Source organism: Rhodopseudomonas palustris (assembly GCF_003591005.1).
Classification (GTDB): domain Bacteria; phylum Pseudomonadota; class Alphaproteobacteria; order Rhizobiales; family Xanthobacteraceae; genus Rhodopseudomonas; species Rhodopseudomonas palustris_K.
Map to the genome: position 1 here is coordinate 1 of NZ_QYYD01000027.1, position 22,396 is coordinate 22,396.

The following is a 22,396-nucleotide window of genomic DNA, read 5'->3' on the forward strand; positions in this document are numbered from 1 at the left end:
TAACCCCCCACCCCCGCCCCCTCCCCCCCCCCCCCCCCGGCCCCCCCCCCCCCCCCCCCCCCCCCGCCCCCCCCCCCGCCCCCCCCCCCCCCGGGGCGCGCGCCCTGGGCGCGCGAACCCGGAATCCCGACGTGATAAGTACGACCTGGCTCGCCCCGCATGTCGGGATTCCAGGTTCGCGCGCCAACGGGTCCAGCCTTCGGCCGGCCCCTTCGGCCCGCCCCGGAATGACTCGCGGAGGGGCGATGCAACGTTCGCTCGCGTAGAGAGGCTCGTAGCCCGGGTGAGCGCAGCGAGACCCGGGGAGCATTGCGCGGCGGTACATCGGTCCCGGATGTCGCTGCGCTCATCCGGGCTACAGATGAGGCACGGAACTACGCCGCCATCCGCTCGAGCCGCGAGACGAAATTCTCGGCGATCAGGTCGTCGCACAAGGCGCTGGCTTCTTCGCGGGCGGATTCGGTGGCGAAGCGGCGCAGCAGAATGAGCAGCGGCGCGGCGGCGTCTTCGCTGGTTTCGCAGCGGGTCAGCACGCGTTCGACCATCAGCCGGCGCAGATGCGCCGCGCCTTGCTCGCTGCCGACGTACCCGATCTCGTGGATCGCCTCGATCGCGGCGCGGAACGCCGCGAACGTCGTCTGCGGCAGCCCGGCACGCGACAGCAACGCGCTGATACTCGTGCCGCGGCGATCGTGCAGCAGCGCGCCGACGCGGGCGAGCGGCAGACCTGATAGTTCGGCCAGCGCGTGCTCGAACAATTCGAGATTGCCGGACAACAGCGCGCGCAGGATCAGCCCGGTGGTGAGCTGGCCGGTGGCGCGCAGATGCTGCATCAGGGCACACATGTCGTCGCCGCGCGAGCGTGCTGCGACCGCAACGGTCGAGCGATCGACCGCCTCCGCAGTGGCCCGTTCGGCGCGATCGGCCGACAGCCAGCCGCGCGCGACGACGAATTGCTGCAGCGTGCCGGCGAGTTTGGCGACCAGCGCCAGCCGCGTCGCGGCCGGCAGATCCTCCAGCACCAGCATCGACTCGCGGATCGCCGCGAGATGGCCGTGGCGTTCGACGATGCGATCCCACGAGAACGGCGCCAGCTCGGCGTGGGGATTTTCGATCAGTTCGAGTGCGGCGGAGGCGCAGCCGACTTCCGCGATCGCCGCGCAGACCGAGGCCGGCAACCGGACCCGGCGCGCCACCGCGCATTGCACCGCGTCGTCGCCGGTAGCGACGAGGTCGACCAGGTCGGCGTCGATCAGCAGCGGCGAGAATTCCAGCACCGGCGCAGCCACCGAGGGCTGATCGGCCGCCAGCGCGCGCACGATCGCGGCCGGCGCCTGCGCACTGCGTGAGAAAACTTGCGCCATCGCCTGGCGCACCAAGGGGGAGACGTCGTCGAGCATCAGCAGCAGCGCGCCTTCGGCGGCGGCGCGATCGTCCGAGGACAGATCGGAGATCAGCCAGGCCCGCGCCAGCGCCCTGGTCGCCTCGGCGCGCTCGCTCGCGGGTGCGTGACGGATCCAACTAATGAACTGCCGAACGATCATGGCCATTCCGGCTGAGTGACTGACGCGATCACCTGACGCTGTGTCACCATTCGTAAACCATGCGGCTTAACAAAGGGTTCACTATGATACAGTTGAGGAATGGTTAAGTTCAGACGTTGTTAACCGGCAACCGAAAACGCCACGAGCTGCTGTTCCAGCGGGAAGCTTGACATGGCCTCTCCGCGAGTCATTCCGGGGCGACCGCCGCGCAGCGGCGGGCGAACCCGGAATCTCGCGCGGTGAAGCACGGTGCACAACAACATCGGGATTCCGGGTTCGCTCGCTACGCGAGCGCCCCGGAATGACGTGCTCGGGGCTGACGGCGCGTTGGCGTAGGTTGCGGCGCGTGGGCTCGCTGCGCTTTGCCAAACCTAGGGAAGTGATCAGCTCGCGAAGCTGCCGGTGCGGTCGCTGAACAAATCGAGCGGGGTTGGGGCGCGGACGGTTGGCGCGTAGGACAGGCCGGGCATCGCTGGCGCCGCGGATGCCGGCGGCGCGCCGACGGGCGTCACCGGGTTGGTCCACAGCTGCTGCACGGCCGGCGAGATCGGCTCGTTGCGGTCGCCGCCGAGGAACAGGGTGCGGAACATCGGCTCGCTGCTTTGCTGCGTCGGCGACGGCGTCGCGCTTCCGCCGCTGGCCGGGGCGACGTGGCGCACGTCCGGAAAGCTCGACAGATAAGCGGCGTTGTCGACCGGCGCCGCGGCCAGCACCAGCGGCGCGCCGCCGGCGGCGACCAGCGCGCTCTGCGTCGCCGGCGAGTTCGCCGCGGAATTGTAGCGTGCGCTGAGATTATCGTAGACCTGCGCGACGCTGCGGGCGTTGCCGGTGCGGTCGTAGAAGATCGATGGATTGGCGGCGGCGGCGCTGGGAAACAGCGATGCGGCGACCGCGTTCGGACTGTCCTGCGCGGTGCCGATCAGCTTGGCGGCGCCGCCGGCGCCCATGAAATGCGCCATGTACAGTTCAGCGTCGCTCGGGCGGCGGCCGAGCTCGGCGGTGAGCTTCGAACTATTGGACTGCGTCAGCGCGCCGGCCATCGCCGAACTGATCACCGGATCATTACGCAGATCCATGATGGCCTGCTTGGCCGCCGGATCGCTGACCGAGTAGCTGCCGGACGGCGACTTGCTGATCGCGTCCGCATAGGCGCCGTAACCGAATTGCGCGCCGGCTTCCTTGACGGTGCCGAGCCAGGTCTGATCGATGAACTGATACAGGCCCTTGGCCGACGAGGTCGACGCCGCCGCCTGCGGGTTGAAGTCCGACTCCATCTTGGCGGTGGTGAGCAGGTATTCGAAGCTGGCGCCGGTCGCGCCGGCGGCCTGCTTGATGGCGCCGGCGATCCTGCTGCGGGCCTGATCGACGATCGTGACCGCGGATGTGACGATGTCGGCCGACATAACGGAGCCCCCGCTCCCCGAGCGCATAGCGCGCAGCATGTCTGCGCGGACTGCGGCCGACCCTGCGGCGGTTATGGTTAACGGGGGGTTAATCCGAGGTCGAAGTCCCTTTGCCCCACACCGTCATTCCGGGGCGCGCCTCTTGGCGCGAACCCGGAATCCAGAGGTTGTGGAAACGCCGGAGTCGCAGAACCCATCGAGATTCCGGGTTCGCTCGCTGCGCGAGCGCCCCGGAATGACGTGCTTGGGGGTTAGAAGAAGGAAACGGCGTCGCTATTTGCCGTACACCTTGTCCGGATCGAACTGCCGCTCGGCATCGACCTTCGTCAGCAGCGGCTCGCCAGAGGGGTCACGGTCGATGCGGCGGTAGAAGCAAGACATGCGGCCGGTGTGGCAAGCGGCGCCGCCGGCCTGGTCGACCTTGATCCAGACCGCGTCCTGGTCGCAGTCGATCCGCATCTCCAGCACCTTCTGGACGTGGCCGGAGCTCTCGCCCTTCTTCCACAATCGCTTTCGAGAACGGCTGTAGTACCAGGCGTCGCCGCTCTGGATGGTTTTCTCCAGCGCTTCCGAGTTCATATGGGCGACCATCAAGACGTCGCCTGAACGCGCGTCGGTGGTGACGCAGGTGATGAGGCCGGCCGCGTCGAATTTCGGACGCAGCGCGATGCCCTCCTCGACGTCGTCGAGCGCGGGCGCTGAGCCGGCAGATGAAGTCACGGGCAATTCCTCTCGCAGAACCGCCGACTTAGCGGTGGTTGCGAATCATCGACATGAACCGCGCCTGCTCCGCCGGATTGTCGCGGAACATGCCGGTGTAGCGGCTGGTGAAGGTCGAGGCGCCCTGCTTGCCGATGCCGCGCACCGACATGCAGGTGTGCTCGGCCTCGATCATCACCGCGACGCCGCGCGGCTTCAGCACCTCGTCGATCGCCGCGGCGATCTGCGCGGTGAGATGCTCCTGGGTCTGCAGCCGGCGGGCAAAAATCTCCACCAGCCGCGCCAGCTTCGACAGCCCGACGACGCGCTCGACTGGCGTGTAGGCGATATGCGCCTTGCCGTAGAACGGCATCACATGGTGCTCGCAATGCGAGGTGAAGCTGATGTCGCGGACCAGCACGAAGTCGTCATAGCCGGCCGTCTCGCCGAAGGTGCGGTCGAGCACTTCGGCCGGGCACTGGTGATAGCCCTGGAACAATTCGTCATAGGCCTCGACCACCCGGCGCGGGGTGTCGAGCAGGCCTTCGCGATCGACGTTCTCGCCGATATAGGCGAGCATAGTCTTGACCGCGGCCTCGGCCTCGGCGCGCGATGGCCGCGGCTGATCGGGCTGCACCGCGACGGCGAGGAATTCCGACGGGTCGAGCTCGGCGGGCTGAAAATCGGAGCGGGCCTCCGGCAGCTTGCCGGTCCGCAGCGGCTTGATCTTGGCGTCCATCTTCACTCCGTTCGACCGGCCTCCAGGGCCGGATGTGTCACCGGGCAGACGGGCGGCCGATCGCCTTGCGTCTTGATCCCTTCGGCAGGCCGGCTTGCGCAAGTCGCTGCGCGGGCTCGGCTTCGCCAGTTTTGCCGGCGGTTTCGCGCCGCGGCCAGACTGTTTTTCACAGCCTTGCGTCCTATATAAGATGAGACGCCGGGACCGCCAAGACAGCTCCGCCGAATCCTCGGCGGCGGACGGGCCGGCCCGGAATCTCCGCGCATGCTGAACGACATCTACAACAAGCGAATCATCGAGCTCGCCGGCAATATTCCGCGGCTCGGCCGCCTGCCCGATCCCGACGCCACCGCCACGGCTCACTCGAAATTGTGCGGCTCGACCGTCAAGGTCGACCTCAAGATGGACGGCGACACGGTCAGCGACTTCGCCCACGAGGTCAAAGCCTGTGCACTCGGCCAGGCGTCGTCCTCGATCATGGCGAGCCACGTGGTCGGGTCGACCGCGGCCGAACTGCGCGCGTTGCGCGATTCGGTGCGGGCGATGCTGAAGGACAACGGCGCGCCGCCGGCGGACGGCAAGTGGGCTGACATCGCCGTGCTCGAACCGGTCCGCGACTACAAGGCCCGCCACGCCTCGACGCTGCTGACCTTTGACGCCGTGGTCGACGCGATTGGTCAGATCGAAGCCAAGCGGCAGGGCGCGGAGGCGACGGCTTAGCCGTTTAGTCCAGGGTAGGTCGCCTTGCCCGCTTTTGCCCACCGCCTCTCCGCGAGTCATTCCGGGGCGCGGCGCGCAGCGACGCGAACCCGGAATCTCGCAGTTGTGGAAACGGCAGGGTCCCAGAACAACGTCGGGATTCCGGGCTCGCATCAAGGGGCACGCCCCGGAATGACTCGCGGACAAGGTAGCGCGAACCCGCTAATGCCCCGGTGCCGGCGGCTGGCTTGGTGCCGTGCCGCCCGTCGGCAAAGCTGCTTCGGCGGTCTTGGTCGGCGCGGTCGGGGCCTGAACGAAGCGGTCCTGGACCGGCTTGGGACCGGCGGCGACCGGTGTCCTGGTCCCCTCGCCCTGTTGCGGCAGTAAGTCGGCGAGCGCCCCGGTCGTCACCAGATTGGCCTCGGCGAGTTCCTGCGCCGACATCCGGTGCAAATCTTCCCATGGCGCCACGCTGAGCGCGAGCTGAAGCAGGTCGCCGGTACCGCCCATGTCGAAGGTGTACTTGGTCAGCCGGCCGATATCGCGCTGGATGATGGTGAGGTCCTGCGCGGTGTAGCTGGCGGCGCGGGCGTCGTCGGCGCGGTCGCCCATCCAGATCTGATGCACGCGGACCCGGGCGCCATCGGGCACGTAGCGCGTGGTGCCGGACAGCAGCAGGAACACACACATCGATTCGCAATAAGCTTCGGGCACGATGCTGGCGCGCATCCCCGCCGGGGTCCGGGACTGCACGCTGGTGCCAACCGTCGTCCGCAACCCCATTTTTCGCCAGCGCCGGCCGAGCGTGATTGCGTCGTTGACGGAGCCGCCGCTCGAATCCAGCACCAGCGCGGCGCCCTGGAGCGATCGATCGCGAGCGAAGGCATCGAAATCCTTCGGAGTGTCGGCGGTGACGATCCCGACGGCGGTGATCCAGCCGCCGCAATTCGGCTCGCAGGCAACCCAATCGAACCGCATCGGCAATTTGCGCGCTTCAAGCGTGCCGCCAGCTTTGGCGAACTCCACGGGGGCCGACGCGGCACTGATCAATACCAGGCCGAGAGCCGCCGCGCGAAGCAGCGCGGATCGAGCGAACCGGGACAAGACAGCGGCGTTCACCGAGCCTCCTCACATCTTCGTCAGCGACGGCGTGAAAGGTTCCAGTCCGACCGACCAGAAATCTGTCACGCTTGCGTTATCTAATGGTCATGGAAAACGCCGGGTTGATCAATCGCAAACGCATCAACTCGTGCTGCGCTGCGCTCAACAAAGTGCGATATCTGTGCGGCTGTTGCGCAAATGCAGTAGCGCATGAGTTCCGCGCCGAGGAACCCGGCAAATCGCCGGTCAACGACAAGGCATTCTGCTCGTGAACCATTCAGCTTCACCGCGACGCGCGATCGCCCGGCTGCCCCGGCAGGCGGGACGCGGGCTGATCTGGCTGTATCGACATTCGTTCTCGGCGCTGGTCGGCTCCAACTGCCGGCATCTGCCGACCTGCTCGCAATACGGCGACGAGGCGATCGCCCGGTTCGGGCTGTGGGCGGGCGGCTGGATGACGCTGGCGCGGCTGCTGCGCTGCAACCCGTGGGGCACGGCGGGCATCGACAACGTCCCGGCCGCCCTGCCCGCTGGCGCCCGCTGGTACGCGCCGTGGCGCTACGCGCTGTGGCGCGGGGTGAATGCGCCGCCTTGCGGCTGCGGCGAACGCCATCAGCCGTAGGATGGGTTGAGCGCAGCGAAACCCATCAGCGGCGGTGCGTGAGGCTTTATGGGTTTCGCTGCGCTCAACCCATCCTACGAACCACAATCGGTGAAGATTAAATCGCGCTCAGCCCGATCCGCCCTAGTCCCGGCAGCTTGATGGCCGGGCGGCGCAGGTCGACGCCGAGCACGGCGCCGAGCAGGTTGAGTTCGATGCCTTCGATCCAGCCGAGCGTCAGGCCGGCATAGCCGCCGAGCGTGGCGCGGATACCGGTGCCGGACGCCGTCCAGCCGATCCACCCGCCGTCCCACGGATAGTCCTTGCCGATCGCGGTCGGCGGCAGCGTCGTGCACAGTTCCGGCACGGCGGCGAGCGCGGCGGCCACGAACGTGTTGGAGTTCGGGCCCGGCCAGGCGCGGTAGTCGCCATAGGCGTTGAGCTTATAGCTTTTAATCGCGGCCTCGATCTTCGGAATCATCGCAGCCGCTTCCTCGCCGTCGGCGGCAGCGATCAGCTGCGGCAGATCGCCGAACCAGCGGCCATCGGCGACGAAGCCGTTGACGCGGATCGGATCGCCCCACGCGGTGTAGTCGTAGCGGGTGTAGCGCGTCGCATGGGCCGGCTTGACCACGATCCAGCTATGCACCGCGAAAATGCCGCGCCAGCGTACGGTCCGCGCGGCAAAGACCCGGACCAGCGCCTCGGGATGCTCGGCCGCCGGCGGCAACAGGCCGGCACTGGACCGGTCCGCCGACTGCCACGACACGCTGCGATCGCCCATCATGTATTTGCCGGCCGACACCACGATCGGCACCACCAACAACATCAGAAGTAACAGCACCAATCGTCTCACGGGATTCTTCGGGATCGGGGAAGGTTGTTGATGATGAATATAGGAACGGTGCGCGCCTTCGCCACCCACGCGCCATGCGACCCGGCGGCGCGATCAAATGAGGCGATCCGGTGCAGGGGGCGCTCCAGAAGAAGCCGGAGGCACGGCTGTGACGGCTCCAACCATCAAATGCCGGCCTCACCTGACAGCCGGCGGCAAACGCCGGATCACGGAGCGGCGCCGCGATCCGAACGCGTGTTTCAGAGACATGCAAGCGGCGGAGGCTTCTCGGCAACTCGCGTATCCGCATGGTTGTCTGAGGCCTCCGAACGCGGCTCACATGGTGTCGAACCAGATCTTCCACTGCGGCACGGCGGTCGCGAATGTGCCGCGATGTGTGGTCGGGCCGGTCGAAATCGCCTCGACCCGCGTATTCCCGGCGCCCATGGCGCGCTGATAGGTCATGCCCAGCTGACCAAGCCCGATGCTGATCGCCTCGTCGCTCTCGCCATAGTAGTTGCGCACCGGTGTCTTGATCACCCAGCGATACGCATGGGTGGCGGCGATCAGCCGGCCATAGGCCGAGTCGGCGAAGAATTGCGGATCGAAATACGCCGGCCGGATCAATTTGTGCAGATCGGTCGGGACGTCGGCGGCGTTGTAGGGCTGGCGCTGATAGGCCTTGCGGGCGATGTCGTAGACATCGTCGTTGATCAATGACCGCGCCAAGCCGGGCACGCCGTAGTAATTCTCGAACGAGAACGACGACAGGATGAACAGCGACGTCACCCAGGCGGCGTCATTCTTGCGCGGAAAGCTGAGGAAGCCGTTGAGCGCGACGCCGACGTCGAGCGGCGCGCTGGCGGTGGCGGCGGCCGTCACCGGCACGCCGTCGTGCTCCAGTTTTTCCAGCATCGCCATGGTGACGAAGCCGCCCTGCGACCAGCCGGCGAGCAGCAGTTTGGTGGTTGTCAGCTTCAGATGATCCAGCACAGCGCGGCTCGCCGCCAGCAAGTCGGCGGTCGCCTGCTGATGGCTGGCCTTGACCATGTAGCCTTCCGGCTCGCCGGACGTGCCCATGCCGAAATAATCGGCCCCGATCACGATGGTGCCCTGCCCGGCGAACTGCGCCAACATCAGCTGCGTCTCCGGCGACTGCTCGGGGAACGACGGCACCTCCTGCTTTCCGTATACCGTGCCGTGCTGATACGACAGCAGCGGGAACGACGTCGCCGCGGTATCGGGAATGGCGAGCAGCCCGGTGGCGGCGATCGGCTTGTTGCCTCGTTCCGGAATCACCGACGCGTAGCTGACGCGATACAGCCGGACTGCATTGACGGCGGGCGTGTAGTCTACTTTGATCCCGGCAAAGGCCGGCGTGTCGGTGGTCAGAATCTTGTTGAGACGCTCGACGTCCCAGCGCGCGATCAGTTCGTAGGACACGTCCGACGTCGCCCGAATTGGGCCTTGCTGCTGCGCGCGGCCCGGCGATGCGGCGGCGATCGCCACCCCCAAAGCCAACACGATCCGAATCCACATTGTCATCGTTACTCCCCGTTCTGGCGCGCCGCGGTTACTGCAGATCGTGTAGCGCTTGACCGTAAACATTGTATTTTCCGAGCATCCGCCGGGAGGCGGCGCGAACGAAGACCGCGCCAGATGGGGGCTGCCCCTCACCAGTCCTCGCTTCGCTCAGGCACCTTCGCCCCGGAGAGCGAAAGGAAGGAGGCACGCGTACGATCACGTCGCACGACGGCGCGCCGCTTGCCCAACTAACGATTTGCTGATTAGCAACCATCCTGATTGCGCCGCATTGCGAACGCAATATGACGCCGAAAACGCCGCAGGCTGCTCCGCTTGTGTTGGCGGGAGGTTTCAGGTACAGTGCGGACATTCGATTAGCCGCTGTGCCTTTCTGAACGCGCCCGCGGGCTCCTTCCCAAAGACATCGATTAGTTGAACGACGTCGTGTGATGGTCGCACGACACTATGCTTTGGAGAATGGACTATGCCGACAGGCACCGTGAAGTGGTTTAATGGTCAAAAGGGTTTCGGCTTCATTGCGCCGAACGACGGCGGCAACGACGTGTTCGTGCATATCAGCGCGGTCGAGCGCGCCGGCCTTTCGGGCCTCGCGGAAGGTCAGAAGGTCAATTTCGACCTGAAGACCGACAAGATGCGCGGCAAGACCAGCGCCGAGAACCTCGAGCTGGCGTAATTACCGATCTTCCGTTTCACGGATGTACTGAAACGGCGATCTGTTGACGCGAATTGCCCCCCCCCGCTCGATCGGACCGATCGGGCGGGTGTCGGCATGTCTGGAATTAGCTTTGTTATAATTGTTCGGCCCGGAGCGCAGATCACCACCCTGTTTCATCGGCACCAGGCCTGCACGTGAGGAGATCGAGATGGTCGACAAGAACGACACCGAACGCTCACCCACCAGCATCGAGCGCGCCCGCAAGAAGCAGCTCGCGCAGGAAGAAGGCTCGCGGATGATGGCCCAGTTCCAGCAGGAAGCCGTCGCGGTGCGCAAGAACATGGAGCGCCTCCGTGCGCTGCGCCTCGCCAAGGAGTCCGAGGCTGAAGCACAGGCGGACAGCGAGCCGGCGGCCCCGAAAAAGAAGGCGCGCAAGAAGGCGTGACGCCTCGGCCGCATGCCACACCCGCCAACTCAGAGGCTTCCGAGCGTTGGTGGCGACGCCTCCCCCGTCGTTTCGGGGGCGCGCGATGCGCGACCCCGAAATGACGAATGCCAGGACTCGAGAATGGCCGTGCCCGACGATTTCCGACTGATCCGCGAGATTCGCGACGCGGGCGGTCGTGTGCAGATGTTCGGCACGCGCGATCAGAAGCGCTATGACGATCTCGTCGCGCTCGGCTGGCTGCAGCGGCTTTCGACCGATGCCAGATCGACGCATTATCGGATCACCGAGCGCGGCACCGCTGCGGCGATCAGAAGCTGACGCAGCTCGGCCGCACCGCCACCAGCACGCTCTGCTGACTGAAACGCTGCTTGTAGACCTCAGCAATGTCCGAGAGCGCCGCGCGCTTTGCTGGGTTCTCGGCGAATACGATCATCACCAGCTTGGCCTTCTCGCGAACCACGCGGTGCCGCTTCGGATCGTGCCATTGCCCGGTCCCATCGAGCACCGTGAAGCCATCCGGGAAGCGCGGCGTGATCTCCTCGGTGGCGAACCGCTTGAACTCCGCATCGCTGACGCCGGGCCGGTCGCCGATGTTGCGACCGAAGGCGAGCTCCGCGGTCAGCATCGGCTGCGCCGGGGGCGAGCACACCGGTGCCGACAACGAGGCGCATCCCGCCAGCATCGTTGCGACGGCGCAGAGGATCGGCATGCGGATCATCACGCCCGCGCTTTGCATGTCATCCTCGCCGCAGCGTCAGCAGATACGCACACAGCATATCGGCGACCGCGTCCGCATAGGCGGTGATCTCGGCCGCGCTGCGCGGACGGCTGGAGAAATCCTTGCCGAGCGCGGCGAGCGTGCGGCCGATCAGCTGCGCGGCGCGGGCCCGCGTCGCATCGGCGCTGCGCGGCGCCGCCTCGCGCAGGAACGCCGCCATCGTGCCATCCATAGCCTTGCGGACTTTGCGGGCTTCAGGCGCGTCGCGATACAGCGGCGCGGCGTCGTTCAGCGCGCCGCGCACATCCGCCTCCTCGCATTCAGAGCGGATGAAGGCATGCACCAGCCGCCGCAGCCGCTTCAGCGGCGGATCGCCGCGATCCTCGAGGATGTCGCGCAGCATTTCCGAGGTCTGCCGCCACTCGTCGCTCTGCAGCCGGAACAGGATGGCGGCCTTGTTGGGAAAGTACTGATACAGCGAGCCGACGCTGACACCGGCCTTCTCGGCGACCCGCGCGGTGGTGAAACGCGGCGCGCCTTCCTTTGCCAAAACCTGAACAGCGGCCTCGAGAACGGCTGCGACCAGCTCCGCCGAGCGCGCCTGCTGGGGCTGCTTTCGCGTGGAAAGTGAACCACTTCGGCGTTCGGCCATGGTCGCCTCGGGGAATGCGAATAGCGAATGCGAATGTTTATTCGTATTTTTGCAAGCGCGCAACAACGCGCCCAAGATCCCGGAGCAATCATGACGACCCTCACCACCGCCCCGCTCGCGCCGTTGCTGGCGCGCCTGTTCGACGATGCGGACACGCGTTCGCCGGCCGACGATCCGGCGCTTGCCGATCTGATAAACGATCGGGACCGGCTGATGCGCAGCAAGACCGATTACTTCACCTTCTACGAGCGTATGAAGGAGCAGCCGCTCGCGGTCTCGCGCGACACCGGCGCGCTGCTCTACATGTTGGCGCGGAGCATCCACGCCAACAGCATCGTCGAATTCGGCACTTCGTTCGGCATCTCGACGCTGCATCTGGCCGCCGCGCTGCGCGACAATGGCGGCGGCCGGCTGATCACCACCGAGTTCGAGCCGTCGAAACTGGCGCGCGCCAAGGCCAATCTCGCGGCTGGCGGGCTCGCCGATCTGGTCGAATGCCGCGAGGGCGACGCATTGCAGACGCTGCGCGCCGATCTGCCGGAGCGGATCGATCTGGTGCTGCTCGACGGCGCCAAGGCGCTTTACCCGGAGGTACTGGCGCTGTTGGAAGACCGCCTGGCGCCGGGCTCGCTGATCGTCGCCGACAATGCCGATTACGCGCCGGACTATCTGGCGCGGGTGCGCGATCCGGGCTGCGGCTATCTCTCGGTACCGTTCGCCGAGGATGTCGAGCTGTCGATGCGACTGCACTAACCATCGCCCACTTGGGGCACACGCCAGCCAGGCTGGCCGTAAGCGTTCGACGTCAGCCAACGCGCTCACGATCCCCTGCGATCGGAGTGCGTCGGCTGCGCTCTCCGGTCGTTCGGGACCACGACCGAGACGCATTATGGCTTTCATTTCGATCCTTCTGCCGCGCCGCGCCGTTTTACGCGCCGCCTGTCATCGTCTGGCGTTCTGCGTCGGCGACGCGCTGATCACGCTGATCGCCGGCTTGCCGCCGCATGCTCCGCCGACAACGCTGCCGGCCCTCGCGGGCGTTCGAGTGTTGCTGACACTGGCACGCGCGCTGCTTGCTTGCGGATCACGCGCGCTGCGGCGGATCGCGCGTCGCGAACACCAGCATGAGCAGCGCGAAGCTCATCACCGCAGTGGACACGTAGCCATTGGCGTGCAGCAGGCCCGCTGCGAACAGCACGCCGCCAATCGCCGAGCCGACCGCCTGGCCGAGATACAGCACCGAGGTGTTGAGCGACACGGTGGCGCCGGCGAGCGCCGGATCGGCGGTCACAAGCCGCACCTGCTGCATCGAGTTCGACGCCGCGAAACCAAGCCCCCAAATTGCCACTGCAGTGGCCATCACGGCGAAATGCCCGGCCCCGAAGGTCCAACCGGCGATGCCGGCGAGCATCAGCGCCGTGAACAGCGCCGAGGTTTTGTACGAGCCCCAGCCATCGACGATGCGGCTGGCGATCACGCTGCCGATGAAGCCGCACACCCCGTAGACCGCGAAAACCAATCCGATCTCGGCGGGACCGGCGCCGGTCAGCCCGGTCAGCAACGGCCCGAAATAAGTGAAGACGACGAACTGCGCGGAGGTCTGCAGCGACGACAGGCCGAGCAGCTTGAGAACTCGCCGGCTGCGCCCGACTGCCGCCCAGGTGGTCAGGTCGACCGGCGCGGCGGTCAGCCCGCCGGGCAACCGCGCCCACAGCAGCGCGAAGCTGACCAGGCCGATCACGCCGACGCCCGCGAACGCCGCGCGCCAGCCGAAATGGCCGGCCGCGAAGGTGATCAGCGGCACGCCGATCGCCACCGCCAGCGACCAGCCGAGAAACACATAGGCCATGGTGCCGCCGCGCTTCTCGACCGGGACGATCAGCGCCGCCGCGCCGGCAGCCTGCGGCGTGTACAGCGCGCCGACCGACAGCATCGCCAGTCGCAGCACCAGCAGCACGGTGTAGTCCGACGCCAAGGCCGAGCCGAGATTGCCGAGCGCCAGCACGAGAAGCGTCGTCGTCAGCAGCAGCCGGCGGTCGATCCGGCTGGTCAGCCACGCCGTCAGCGGCGACCCGATGCACAGCACCACCGCGCCGAAGGTGATCAGCAGCCCGGCATCGCGCACGCTGACGCCGAGCCCGTCCGACAATTCGAGCAGCATGCCGGCCGGCGCCAGAACCGACGTTCCGGTGACGAAATTGCCGAGCATCAGGGCGGTGGGCGCGAAACGGCGGGACACGCCGCGAGCCTAGCAAGGTTTCAATGCAGGTGCATTAACTTTCGAGAGACCTGTCCGGACGCGGCGGCACGGCCTCGGCTGGTTGCGGCTCAAAGAACCGATAGCCTTTGCGTCCGTCGGACTTCACCGCATAGAGCGCAACGTCGGCCATCTTGACCAGGGCTGCGGCGTCCGTTCGGGGATCGTTCGCCATCGCGATCCCCACACTGACCCCGACCGAGACGGTGACGCCGTCGATGTCGAAGGGCTGGGCAATCAGCCGAACGATCCGCTCAGCCAGCCCCTTGGCGGCTCTGGAGCGCCCCTTCGCGCCGAACTGGATGATGGCGAATTCGTCGCCGCCCAGGCGGGCGAGCAGGTCGGTCTTGCGCAGCGAGGACCGGAGCCGCTGCGCGGTCTCCCGCAGCAAGCGGTCTCCCGCGGGATGCCCGAGCGTGTCGTTGACCTGCTTGAACTTGTCGAGATCGAGCAGGAACAGCGTGAAGGCCTGGCCGTCGCGCTGCAGCCGCGCCACCGCGGCCTCCATCGCCTGCTCGAAGGCCGCGCGATTGGACAGTCCGGTTAATAGGTCGTGGTGCGCGAGGAATAGAATTTCGGCCTCACGCCGCTGCTGCTCGGTGATGTCCTCATGCGTGCTGACCCAGCCGCCGTCCGGCAGAGGCTGCCGGGTCAAATTGATCAGCCGCCCGTCCGCCAGCTTCTGAATGCGGCTGCTCGGGCCATCGTTGGTTCGACTATAAAGTTTCAGCCATTCATCGCGGCTGTCCGCGTCACCGGCGACAACGCCGCTTTCGACGCAGAAGGTGACGATCTCCCGGATATGCGTTCCGACCTGCTGCAGCGCGGGCGGCAACTGATACAGCTGTGCGTAAAGATTGTTGCACATCACCAGCCGGCTATCGGCATCGAACATCGCGACGCCGTCGCCGAGATTCTCGAGCGCGACCTTCAGCCGTGCCGCCTGAACGACCTGCTCCCGTTCGCGCGCGAGGCGCAGCTCCTTCAGTTCGGCCCTGGTGCGCCTGGCCATGTCGGCTTCGATCAGTTCGCGGAATTCCTGCGCGATCGCGAGATCGCCGTCGAGCCAGGGCGCCGAGCAGCCGCTCACGGTTTCAACCCAGACGGCGAAGGATGTGCGCGGCGAAATCGCTCCGGTCGCGGCATCGGCGATGGCGGGCTCGGCCGGGTTGCCGCCCCAGCGGGTGGTGCGCGACTGCTCCGGGCGAAACCACAGGATGGCATCGTCGGCGCCGCCAGCCAGCGGCAGCAGCAGCACGCCGCTGCCGTCACGCCTGCATTCCGGAAGTTCGGGATGCCGCAAGCCGAAATCGTCGGAGGCCAGCATCTTGCCGGCGCATTGGTCGCGCAACAGCGCCAGCGCGCGGCCGGCCTGGTCCGGCGGCGGCGTCCGTCCGATGCAGTGCACCGCCCCGGCGACATCGATGATCGCGCCCGCGGCATCGACCAGATCGAGCAATTCGGATTCCACCGCCCCCAATCCCTCGGGGATCGACGCTGCGGACGCAAGCTGCGCCGCGATCTTGGTCATCGCGGCGTCGCGCTCGGCTCTTTTCTTGGCAGCCTCGGCCTCGTTCAATGGGCCAAGCAGGGCGGACACGAACCGGCCCAGAATATCGGCCGCCGCGCGCAGATCCGGCCCCGGAATCCGCGGCGTCCGGTGGTGACAGACCAGCATGCCCCAAAGCTCCGGTCCGACCGCCAGGCCGATCGTCAAACTCGCCGCGGTGTGCATATTCTGCATGTAGGCGAGATGATAGGGCGAGATGCTGCGTAACGTGCTGTGGGTCAGATCGAGCGGCGTCCTGTCATCGATCGCCGGATCGGTGAGCAACGGCACCGGCCGATAGCGCGCATCGACAATGGCGCCGACGCGTTGGCGCAGATAGAGACGCCTTGCCTGGGGCGGGATGTCGGTAGCGGGATAATGCAGCCCGAGATACGTTTCCATATCGGCACTGCGGGCCTCCGCGATGACCTCGCCGTGGCCGTCCCGATCGAAGCGGTACGCCATCACCCGATCGTAGCCGGTGATGTCCTTCAGGCTGCGCACCGCCAGCGCACATAGCTCGCGCTGTCCCTCGGCGGACTTGAACGCCTCCAGCACCGCCCTGACCCGATGTACAGGCGAGATCGACTCGTGGCTCGCCGACGCGAATTCGATATCGATGCACACCGCCGGCCCGACCCTGTGGGCAGTCAGATGCAGATCCTTGCCGAACCGGTCGGACAGTTGATACAGCGCGCTCTGGTCGCAGGAGAGCGCGCGCAGAATGGTCTCGCTCGGCAGCGCCCCGATCGCTTGCTGGATCGGTCGCCCCAGCGCCGTCCCTGCAGCCATTCCCAGCATCTCGGCGAGATTGGCGCTCGCATGCGTCACGACATGATCGTGCAGCCGAAACGCGAGCAAGGCGCCGTGCGGTTGGATCGCACCGGGGACGTGGATCGCCTCTTCACCGCAGATGGAATAGTCCAGATTTGACTGCACGGTGCCGCTCGTCATGACTGACCAGGTCTCTCCAGGATCGGGCCCGGGGCAGCAGCCATGATGTTCGACGTGCCTCCAGCCACGGATTTGGACGAGTCGCCTGCCGCCCGAGGGCACTCCACCCTGAAGCCGCTGACGGGAATGCTGACTGAAGACGCGCAGATGCTGTGCGTCGCGACCGGCCCCAACACACCGAAACAAGCACACCACTGCTTACCGGACAATTGCAGCCCTGGTGATTTGTTCCCCGCCGCACCGGCAGGCGCCGCCGCGGCAGGGTTCATGCACCGACATCCAGCAACTGCGCCGGCCGGCGACTTGTCGGGTTTTGCCGGAACCGGAGCCGGCACTCCGCCTCAGCTTGGTTGCATCGCCCGAATCGCCTGCTATATCGCTCGTCCGCTTACCTGCGCTCGTGTGCAGGAGTGAGCCACAGGAGAAATCGATGACCGACAAGCCTTCTGCCGACAAGCCCGCCGCCGACAAGCCCGCTTCCGGCTTCCAGTTCACCCTGTCCAATCTCAAGCCGGCCACCCACGCCGCACAGGTGACCGTCACGTTTCCGGACGGCAAGACCCGCGACTATCCGCGCGGCACCACCGGGCTCGACATCGCCAAGGGGATCTCGCCGTCGCTGGCCAAGCGCACCGTGGCGATGGCGCTGAACGGGCGCCTGACCGACCTCGCCGATCCGATCGAAGAGAACGCGGCGATCGACTTCGTCGCCCGCGACGACGCGCGCGCGCTCGAATTGATCCGCCACGACTGCGCCCATGTGCTCGCCGAAGCGGTGCAGAGCCTGTGGCCGGGCACCCAGGTGACGATCGGCCCGACCATCGAGAACGGCTTCTACTACGACTTCTTCCGCAACGAACCGTTCACGCCCGAGGATTTCGCCGCGATCGAAAAGCGGATGCGCGAGATCATCCAGCGCGACAAGCCGTTCACCAAGGAAGTCTGGACCCGCGACGAGGCCAAGCGGGTGTTCGCCGACAATGGCGAAGCCTTCAAGGTCGAACTGGTCGACGCCATTCCGGAAGATCAGACCATCAAGATTTATCGCCAGGGCGAGTGGTTCGATCTGTGCCGCGGCCCGCACATGACCTCGACCGGCAAGATCGGCACCGCCTTCAAGCTGATGAAGGTGGCCGGCGCGTATTGGCGCGGCGACAGCAACAATCCGATGCTGACCCGGATCTACGGCACCGCCTTCGCCAAGCAGGAAGACCTCGACGCATACTTGAAGCAGATCGAGGAAGCCGAGAAGCGCGACCATCGCCGGCTCGGCCGCGAGCTCGACCTGTTTCACTTCCAGGAGGAAGGCCCCGGCGTCGTGTTCTGGCACGCCAAGGGCTGGAGCATCTTCCAGTCGCTGGTCGGCTATATGCGCCGCCGCCTCGCCGGCAATTACGACGAGGTCAACGCGCCGCAGATCCTCGACAAGGTGCTGTGGGAGACGTCGGGCCACTGGGACTGGTATCGCGAAAACATGTTCGCGGCGCAGTCGGCCGGTGAGGACGCCGAGGACAAGCGCTGGTTCGCGCTGAAGCCGATGAACTGTCCGGGTCACGTGCAGATCTTCAAGCACGGCCTGAAGAGCTATCGCGACCTGCCGTTGCGCCTCGCCGAATTCGGCGTGGTGCATCGCTACGAGCCGTCGGGGGCGATGCACGGCCTGATGCGGGTGCGCGGCTTCACCCAGGACGACGCGCATGTGTTCTGCACCGAGGCGCAGCTCGCCGACGAGTGCATGAAGATCAACGACCTGATCCTGTCCACCTACTCGGACTTCGGCTTCGAGGGTGAACTGACGGTGAAGCTCTCGACCCGTCCGGAGAAGCGCGTCGGCACGGATGAGATGTGGGATCACGCCGAACGCGTGATGGCCACGGTGTTATCCGAGATCAAGGCGAGCGGTGGCAACCGCATCAAGACCGAGATCAACCCCGGCGAAGGCGCGTTCTACGGGCCGAAGTTCGAATACGTGCTGCGCGACGCGATCGGCCGCGACTGGCAGTGCGGCACCACGCAGGTCGACTTCAACCTGCCGGAACGCTTCGGCGCGTTCTACATCGACGCCGACGGCGCCAAGAAGGCGCCCGTCATGGTGCACCGCGCGATCTGCGGTTCGATGGAGCGCTTCATTGGCATCCTGATCGAGCACTACGCCGGCAACTTCCCGCTGTGGCTGGCGCCGGTGCAGGTGGTCGTCACCACGATCACGTCGGAAGGCGACGACTACGCGCAGAAGGTTCTTGCCAGCTTGCGCAAGGCCGGCCTGCGCGCCGACATCGATCTGCGCAACGAGAAGATCAACTTCAAGGTGCGCGAGCACTCGCTCGCCAAGGTCCCGGCCCTGCTGGTGGTCGGCAAGAAGGAAGCCGAGACCCATCAGGTCTCCGTCCGCCGCCTCGGCAGCGACGGCCAGAAGGTGATGCCGACCGACGAGGCGATCGCCGCGCTTGTCGATGAGGCGACGCCGCCGGACGTGCGGCGGGCGCGGGAGGCGGCGTAGAAGCACACGACGCGAGGCGGTCGGCGAGCGGATCACAATCGCTCCAATCCGCGCCGCTTCGCCTCGCCTGGGCAGGCGTGGTGCGGTAACACGCGGGGACCGTATCTGCTCGAAAGCCTGTCCATGCCCGACACCATCGACTTCCTGAAGACCCGCCGCTCGGTCAAGCCGCGCGAGATGACCGAGCCGGGGGCCTCGCCCGAGGAGCTGGAGACGATCCTGACGATCGGCGCGCGGGTGCCGGATCATGGCAAGATCGCGCCGTGGCGGTTCATCGTGTTCGAGGGCGAGGCGCGGGCGCGCGGCGGCGCGGTGATCGCCGAGGTGTTCGCCCGCAAGCATCCGGAGGCGACCGCCGCGGAGATCGCCACCGAACAGGGCCGGCTGTCGGAAGCGCCGCTGGTGATCGCGGTGGTGAGCTCGCCGAAGCCGCATCCCAAGGTGCCGGTTTGGGAGCAGGAATTATCCGCCGGCGCCAGCTGCATGAACATCGTCGCCGCCGCCACCGCGCTCGGCTACGGCGCCAACTGGCTGACCGGCTGGATCGCCTATGACCGCGACGTGCTCGCCGGCCTCGGCCTCGCGGCGCATGAAAAGCTCGCCGGCTTCATTCACATCGGCACGCGAACACGCCCGAACGACGACCGCCCGCGCCCGGCGCTGTCGGACGTGGTGACGCGGTTCTGAGGCGTTGCCGTCATTGCGAGAAGCGAAGCGACGAAGCAATCCACGCCGCGCGCGTGGCGCTGGATTGCTTCGCTGCGCTCGCAATGGCGGAAGGGTCGGCGAAACTGCGCCGCCTCTTAAAGCGTCGTTGCCGGGCTCGCAATCCGACACGATGGCGTCCGGATGACGCCGAGATCCAGCGACTCGCGGCGCCCTCACCCCACCCCTCTCCCGCAAGCGGGAGAGGGAACGCGCTGTGCTTGACGCAACCACCTTGCTAGTGACTACGCCGCCCTCGACGCTGCATGCCCGTACTTCGCCAGGAGCCCGGCGATCTCCGACGCCGGGCGTGCCGGGCTGAACAGGAAACCCTGCACCTCGTGGCAGCCTTCGGCGCGCAGCGCGCCGAGTTGCTCTACCGTCTCGACGCCTTCGGCCAGCGTGGTGATGTCGAGGCTGCGGCCGAGGCCGGCGATGGCGCGGACGATGGCGAGGCAGTCCGGGCGCGCGGTGACGTCGCGCACGAACGAGCGGTCGATCTTGATCTTGTCGAACGGGAAGCTGCGCAAGTAACTGAGCGACGAATAGCCGGTGCCGAAATCGTCCATCGAGATCCGCACGCCGAGCGCGCGCAGCTGATGCAGCGTTGCCAAATTAGCTTCGCTGTCGGCGAGAAACAGCGACTCGGTAATCTCCAGCTCCAGCCGCCGCGGCGCCAAACCCGACTGCGCCAGCGCCGAAATCACCACCTGCACCAGATTGCGGCTGCGGAACTGCACCGGCGATAGATTGACTGCGACCTTGATATCATTCGACCAGCGCGCCGCCTCGAGGCACGCCTCGCGTAGCACCCATTCGCCCAGCCCGACGATCAGCCCGATGTCTTCGGCGACCGGGATGAAATCCGCCGGCGAGATCATGCCGCGCTCGGGATGGCGCCACCGCAGCAGGCTCTCGAAGCCACTGACGCGGTCGTCGGCAAGATCGATCAGCGGCTGATAGTGGAGTTCGAACTCGCCATGCGCGAAGGCGTGGCGCAGATCGATCTCCATGTCACGGCGGATCTGCGCCTGGCGGTCCATCTCCTTCTCGAAGAAATGGTGGCAGCCGCCGCCGGCCGCCTTGGCGCGGTACAGCGCCATGTCGGCGTTGCGCAGCAGCGCCTCGCAATCGTCGCCGTCGCCGGGCGCCAGCGCGAGCCCGATCGAGGCGCCGATCACGACTTCGAGCCCGTCCATGTCGTACGGCGCGCTGACGATCGCGATCAGCCGCGCGGCGACATCGCTGGCCTCGTTGGGTGAGCCGACCTGGCTCAGGACCAGCGCGAATTCGTCGCCGCCGAGCCGCGCCACCAGATCACCGCCGCCGATCGCGCCGCGCAGCCGCTCGGCGACGCAGCGCAGCAGCCGGTCGCCCATCGGATGACCGAACGAGTCGTTGACGTTCTTGAACAGGTCGAGGTCGAGGCACAGCACACCGACATGGCCATGGCCACTGCGGCGCTGGTCGAGCGCCTGCTGCAGCCGCTCCTGATACAGCACGCGGTTCGGCAGATTGGTCAGGCCATCATGATGCGCCATATGGGCGATCTTGGCCTCGGCCTTGCGCCGCTCGGTGATGTCGACCACCGCGACCAGAAATCCGTCGCGGCCGTCGAACACCACGCGGCGACCGAACGTCAGCACTTCGATCAGCGACCCATCGGCCTTGAGGTGGCGCCAATTGCCCTGTGACTGATAACTGTCCCCGATGCTGAGCAGCGCGTGGCTGTGCGCGGCCCATTCGTCGCGCGGCCAGATCTCACGCAACGTCATCCCGAGGAAGGTCTCGCGATCGTAGCCATAGTGCTGCACGGCGGCGTCGTTGACGCTGAGAAATTCGGTCGTGGCGGAATCGAACACCCACATCGGCATCGGATTGCCGTCGAACAGCAGCCGGAACGACTCCTCGCGCTTCTTCAGCGAAGTGATGTCGGAAATCGTCAGCGACACGATATCGCCGAAGCCGTTGGCGCCGAGGCTGAGATTGCGATCGATGGTGTCGATCGCGATGGTATCCTGGCCGCCATTGTCGACCAGCGCCAGCAGCCGCGCGACCACGGCCGGATCGCACAGCAAATGCTTGCCGGCCGACAGCCGGCTCCATTGCAGCGCGGAGGGCGCCTCGCCGAGCAGCTCCGAAGCGCCGTCGTTGAGATGCACGATCTGGAAGTCGAACGGCCGCTCGTCGGAGTCGCGGATCGCGGCGAGCGAGACGATGCCGTCGTCGGTCGACGAAAAGATCGCATCCAGCAGATTGTAGCGGAAGCCGTCTTCGTTGATGTAGACCCCGATCAGCGTCGCACCCCAGCGCGACGCGGTCGGCAGCGCCAGCAGCACATATTTCTGCACGATGCCGTCCCGCACCACATGCGCCGTGCCGAGATAAGGCTGCTGGTTCTGCAGCGCGCTGCGCGCCGTCTGCATCAGCGCCGTGGCGCAATCCGGCGACAGTGCGTCGAGCGGAATGTCCCAGCGCGCGTCGCCGAGCCATTGCTGCACGTAGCGGCCGGTGCGCGACACGCCGGGCTTGTCGCCGGTGATCTGAAGCAGCGCCATCTGGTCGGCGAGCCGACCGAGACTGCCGAGCATCACCTCTTCATAGCTCGGCAGCGACTGTCCAGGCTGGACCGCCGCGTACCACTTGCGCTGCAAAATTGCGAGATCGGCAGAGAGCTGAGTCCGCAACGTCTCCCGATTGAGTCTGGCCGTCACTTGTCGCGTCCCCGCGCCCACACAGTTCCAGGCGCAGTCGACGTATTCCAGATTAAGACGATGTAAACGTCGCGGTAC

At 66.5% G+C, this 22,396-nt stretch carries 20 protein-coding genes; 8 read left to right on the plus strand and 12 right to left on the minus strand.

The features are described from left to right. Positions 1-374: 374 nt before the first annotated feature. From D4Q52_RS21570 to folE, 4 genes are all read right to left on the minus strand, one after another. On the minus strand, positions 375-1,544 hold the full coding sequence (locus tag D4Q52_RS21570; protein WP_119858690.1) for a DUF2336 domain-containing protein: 1,170 nt from the start codon (positions 1,542-1,544) through the stop codon (positions 375-377). 383 nt (positions 1,545-1,927) lie between these two features. Continuing rightward, positions 1,928-2,947, minus strand: coding sequence for a transglycosylase SLT domain-containing protein (locus D4Q52_RS21575; protein WP_119858634.1), 1,020 nt, complete (start codon positions 2,945-2,947; stop codon positions 1,928-1,930). Between the two features lie 273 nt (positions 2,948-3,220). Further along, on the minus strand, positions 3,221-3,667 hold the full coding sequence (gene hisI / locus D4Q52_RS21580) for a phosphoribosyl-AMP cyclohydrolase (protein ID WP_182915403.1): 447 nt from the start codon (positions 3,665-3,667) through the stop codon (positions 3,221-3,223). 28 nt (positions 3,668-3,695) lie between these two features. After that, complete coding sequence (gene folE / locus D4Q52_RS21585) at positions 3,696-4,385, minus strand: GTP cyclohydrolase I FolE (protein WP_119858636.1); 690 nt, start codon at positions 4,383-4,385, stop codon at positions 3,696-3,698. Positions 4,386-4,649: 264 nt separating this feature from the next. Here folE and D4Q52_RS21590 point away from each other — a divergent pair, with 264 nt between their 5' ends. Beyond that, complete coding sequence (locus D4Q52_RS21590; protein ID WP_119858637.1) at positions 4,650-5,105, plus strand: iron-sulfur cluster assembly scaffold protein; 456 nt, start codon at positions 4,650-4,652, stop codon at positions 5,103-5,105. Between the two features lie 201 nt (positions 5,106-5,306). On the opposite strand, the gene D4Q52_RS21595 is transcribed toward D4Q52_RS21590, so the two are convergent. Then, the gene (locus D4Q52_RS21595; RefSeq protein ID WP_119858638.1) at positions 5,307-6,203 is read right to left on the minus strand and encodes a hypothetical protein; all 897 of its coding nucleotides are present in this window, start codon (positions 6,201-6,203) and stop codon (positions 5,307-5,309) included. A 250-nt stretch (positions 6,204-6,453) separates the two neighbouring features. Here D4Q52_RS21595 and yidD point away from each other — a divergent pair, with 250 nt between their 5' ends. Further along, complete coding sequence (gene yidD / locus D4Q52_RS21600; RefSeq protein WP_234831283.1) at positions 6,454-6,807, plus strand: membrane protein insertion efficiency factor YidD; 354 nt, start codon at positions 6,454-6,456, stop codon at positions 6,805-6,807. 97 nt (positions 6,808-6,904) lie between these two features. On the opposite strand, the gene D4Q52_RS21605 is transcribed toward yidD, so the two are convergent. Beyond that, complete coding sequence (locus D4Q52_RS21605; protein WP_119858691.1) at positions 6,905-7,615, minus strand: DUF3750 domain-containing protein; 711 nt, start codon at positions 7,613-7,615, stop codon at positions 6,905-6,907. A 342-nt stretch (positions 7,616-7,957) separates the two neighbouring features. Beyond that, entirely contained in the window at positions 7,958-9,166 is a 1,209-nt protein-coding gene (locus D4Q52_RS21610) for an alpha/beta hydrolase family protein (protein ID WP_210210162.1), read from the minus strand. 463 nt (positions 9,167-9,629) lie between these two features. Here D4Q52_RS21610 and D4Q52_RS21615 point away from each other — a divergent pair, with 463 nt between their 5' ends. The 3 genes from D4Q52_RS21615 to D4Q52_RS21625 all read left to right on the plus strand — a co-directional run bounded on the left by D4Q52_RS21615 (position 9,630) and on the right by D4Q52_RS21625 (position 10,587). Further along, complete coding sequence (locus D4Q52_RS21615) at positions 9,630-9,839, plus strand: cold-shock protein (RefSeq protein WP_054162855.1); 210 nt, start codon at positions 9,630-9,632, stop codon at positions 9,837-9,839. A 190-nt stretch (positions 9,840-10,029) separates the two neighbouring features. Continuing rightward, positions 10,030-10,266: a transcriptional regulator gene (locus D4Q52_RS21620; protein ID WP_119858641.1), complete on the plus strand. Its 237-nt coding sequence runs from the start codon at positions 10,030-10,032 to the stop codon at positions 10,264-10,266. Between the two features lie 123 nt (positions 10,267-10,389). Further along, positions 10,390-10,587: a TenA/THI-4 family protein gene (locus D4Q52_RS21625; protein ID WP_119858642.1), complete on the plus strand. Its 198-nt coding sequence runs from the start codon at positions 10,390-10,392 to the stop codon at positions 10,585-10,587. On the opposite strand, the gene D4Q52_RS21630 is transcribed toward D4Q52_RS21625, so the two are convergent. Continuing rightward, positions 10,577-11,005 carry a DUF3574 domain-containing protein gene (locus D4Q52_RS21630; protein WP_234831284.1) on the minus strand — a complete coding sequence of 143 codons (429 nt, stop codon included), beginning with the start codon at positions 11,003-11,005 and terminating at the stop codon, positions 10,577-10,579. The genes D4Q52_RS21625 and D4Q52_RS21630 overlap by 11 nt on opposite strands. A gap of 1 nt (position 11,006) precedes the next feature. Further along, a complete protein-coding gene (locus D4Q52_RS21635; protein ID WP_119858643.1) occupies positions 11,007-11,639 on the minus strand; it encodes a TetR family transcriptional regulator in 633 nt (210 codons plus the stop codon). A 90-nt stretch (positions 11,640-11,729) separates the two neighbouring features. Here D4Q52_RS21635 and D4Q52_RS21640 point away from each other — a divergent pair, with 90 nt between their 5' ends. Further along, positions 11,730-12,392, plus strand: coding sequence for an O-methyltransferase (locus D4Q52_RS21640; RefSeq protein WP_119858644.1), 663 nt, complete (start codon positions 11,730-11,732; stop codon positions 12,390-12,392). 331 nt (positions 12,393-12,723) lie between these two features. Here D4Q52_RS21640 and D4Q52_RS21645 read toward each other — a convergent pair whose 3' ends face one another. After that, the gene (locus tag D4Q52_RS21645; RefSeq protein WP_119858693.1) at positions 12,724-13,848 is read right to left on the minus strand and encodes an MFS transporter; all 1,125 of its coding nucleotides are present in this window, start codon (positions 13,846-13,848) and stop codon (positions 12,724-12,726) included. A 64-nt stretch (positions 13,849-13,912) separates the two neighbouring features. Continuing rightward, on the minus strand, positions 13,913-16,384 hold the full coding sequence (locus D4Q52_RS21650) for a diguanylate cyclase domain-containing protein (RefSeq protein WP_182915404.1): 2,472 nt from the start codon (positions 16,382-16,384) through the stop codon (positions 13,913-13,915). Between the two features lie 445 nt (positions 16,385-16,829). Here D4Q52_RS21650 and thrS point away from each other — a divergent pair, with 445 nt between their 5' ends. Then, positions 16,830-18,899 carry a threonine--tRNA ligase gene (gene thrS, locus D4Q52_RS21655; protein WP_119858646.1) on the plus strand — a complete coding sequence of 690 codons (2,070 nt, stop codon included), beginning with the start codon at positions 16,830-16,832 and terminating at the stop codon, positions 18,897-18,899. 123 nt (positions 18,900-19,022) lie between these two features. Beyond that, a complete protein-coding gene (locus D4Q52_RS21660; RefSeq protein ID WP_119858647.1) occupies positions 19,023-19,586 on the plus strand; it encodes a nitroreductase family protein in 564 nt (187 codons plus the stop codon). Positions 19,587-19,849: 263 nt separating this feature from the next. On the opposite strand, the gene D4Q52_RS21665 is transcribed toward D4Q52_RS21660, so the two are convergent. Next, positions 19,850-22,318 carry a putative bifunctional diguanylate cyclase/phosphodiesterase gene (locus D4Q52_RS21665; protein WP_119858648.1) on the minus strand — a complete coding sequence of 823 codons (2,469 nt, stop codon included), beginning with the start codon at positions 22,316-22,318 and terminating at the stop codon, positions 19,850-19,852. Positions 22,319-22,396: the final 78 nt, after the last annotated feature.

Bases quoted from the DNA above. Each gene is read 5' to 3' on its own strand.
- D4Q52_RS21590 (WP_119858637.1), top strand. From the start codon at position 4,650: ATGCTGAACGACATCTACAACAAGCGAATCATCGAGCTCGCCGGCAAT.
- D4Q52_RS21620 (WP_119858641.1), top strand. From the start codon at position 10,030: ATGGTCGACAAGAACGACACCGAACGCTCACCCACCAGCATCGAGCGC.
- D4Q52_RS21630 (WP_234831284.1), bottom strand. From the start codon at position 11,005: ATGCAAAGCGCGGGCGTGATGATCCGCATGCCGATCCTCTGCGCCGTC.
- D4Q52_RS21615 (WP_054162855.1), top strand. From the start codon at position 9,630: ATGCCGACAGGCACCGTGAAGTGGTTTAATGGTCAAAAGGGTTTCGGC.
- folE (WP_119858636.1), bottom strand. From the start codon at position 4,385: ATGGACGCCAAGATCAAGCCGCTGCGGACCGGCAAGCTGCCGGAGGCC.
- D4Q52_RS21625 (WP_119858642.1), top strand. From the start codon at position 10,390: ATGGCCGTGCCCGACGATTTCCGACTGATCCGCGAGATTCGCGACGCG.
- thrS (WP_119858646.1), top strand. From the start codon at position 16,830: ATGACCGACAAGCCTTCTGCCGACAAGCCCGCCGCCGACAAGCCCGCT.
- D4Q52_RS21635 (WP_119858643.1), bottom strand. From the start codon at position 11,639: ATGGCCGAACGCCGAAGTGGTTCACTTTCCACGCGAAAGCAGCCCCAG.
- D4Q52_RS21575 (WP_119858634.1), bottom strand. From the start codon at position 2,947: ATGTCGGCCGACATCGTCACATCCGCGGTCACGATCGTCGATCAGGCC.
- D4Q52_RS21660 (WP_119858647.1), top strand. From the start codon at position 19,023: ATGCCCGACACCATCGACTTCCTGAAGACCCGCCGCTCGGTCAAGCCG.
- D4Q52_RS21605 (WP_119858691.1), bottom strand. From the start codon at position 7,615: ATGTTGTTGGTGGTGCCGATCGTGGTGTCGGCCGGCAAATACATGATG.
- D4Q52_RS21570 (WP_119858690.1), bottom strand. From the start codon at position 1,544: ATGATCGTTCGGCAGTTCATTAGTTGGATCCGTCACGCACCCGCGAGC.
- D4Q52_RS21645 (WP_119858693.1), bottom strand. From the start codon at position 13,848: ATGCTCGGCAATTTCGTCACCGGAACGTCGGTTCTGGCGCCGGCCGGC.
- D4Q52_RS21640 (WP_119858644.1), top strand. From the start codon at position 11,730: ATGACGACCCTCACCACCGCCCCGCTCGCGCCGTTGCTGGCGCGCCTG.
- D4Q52_RS21610 (WP_210210162.1), bottom strand. From the start codon at position 9,166: ATGACAATGTGGATTCGGATCGTGTTGGCTTTGGGGGTGGCGATCGCC.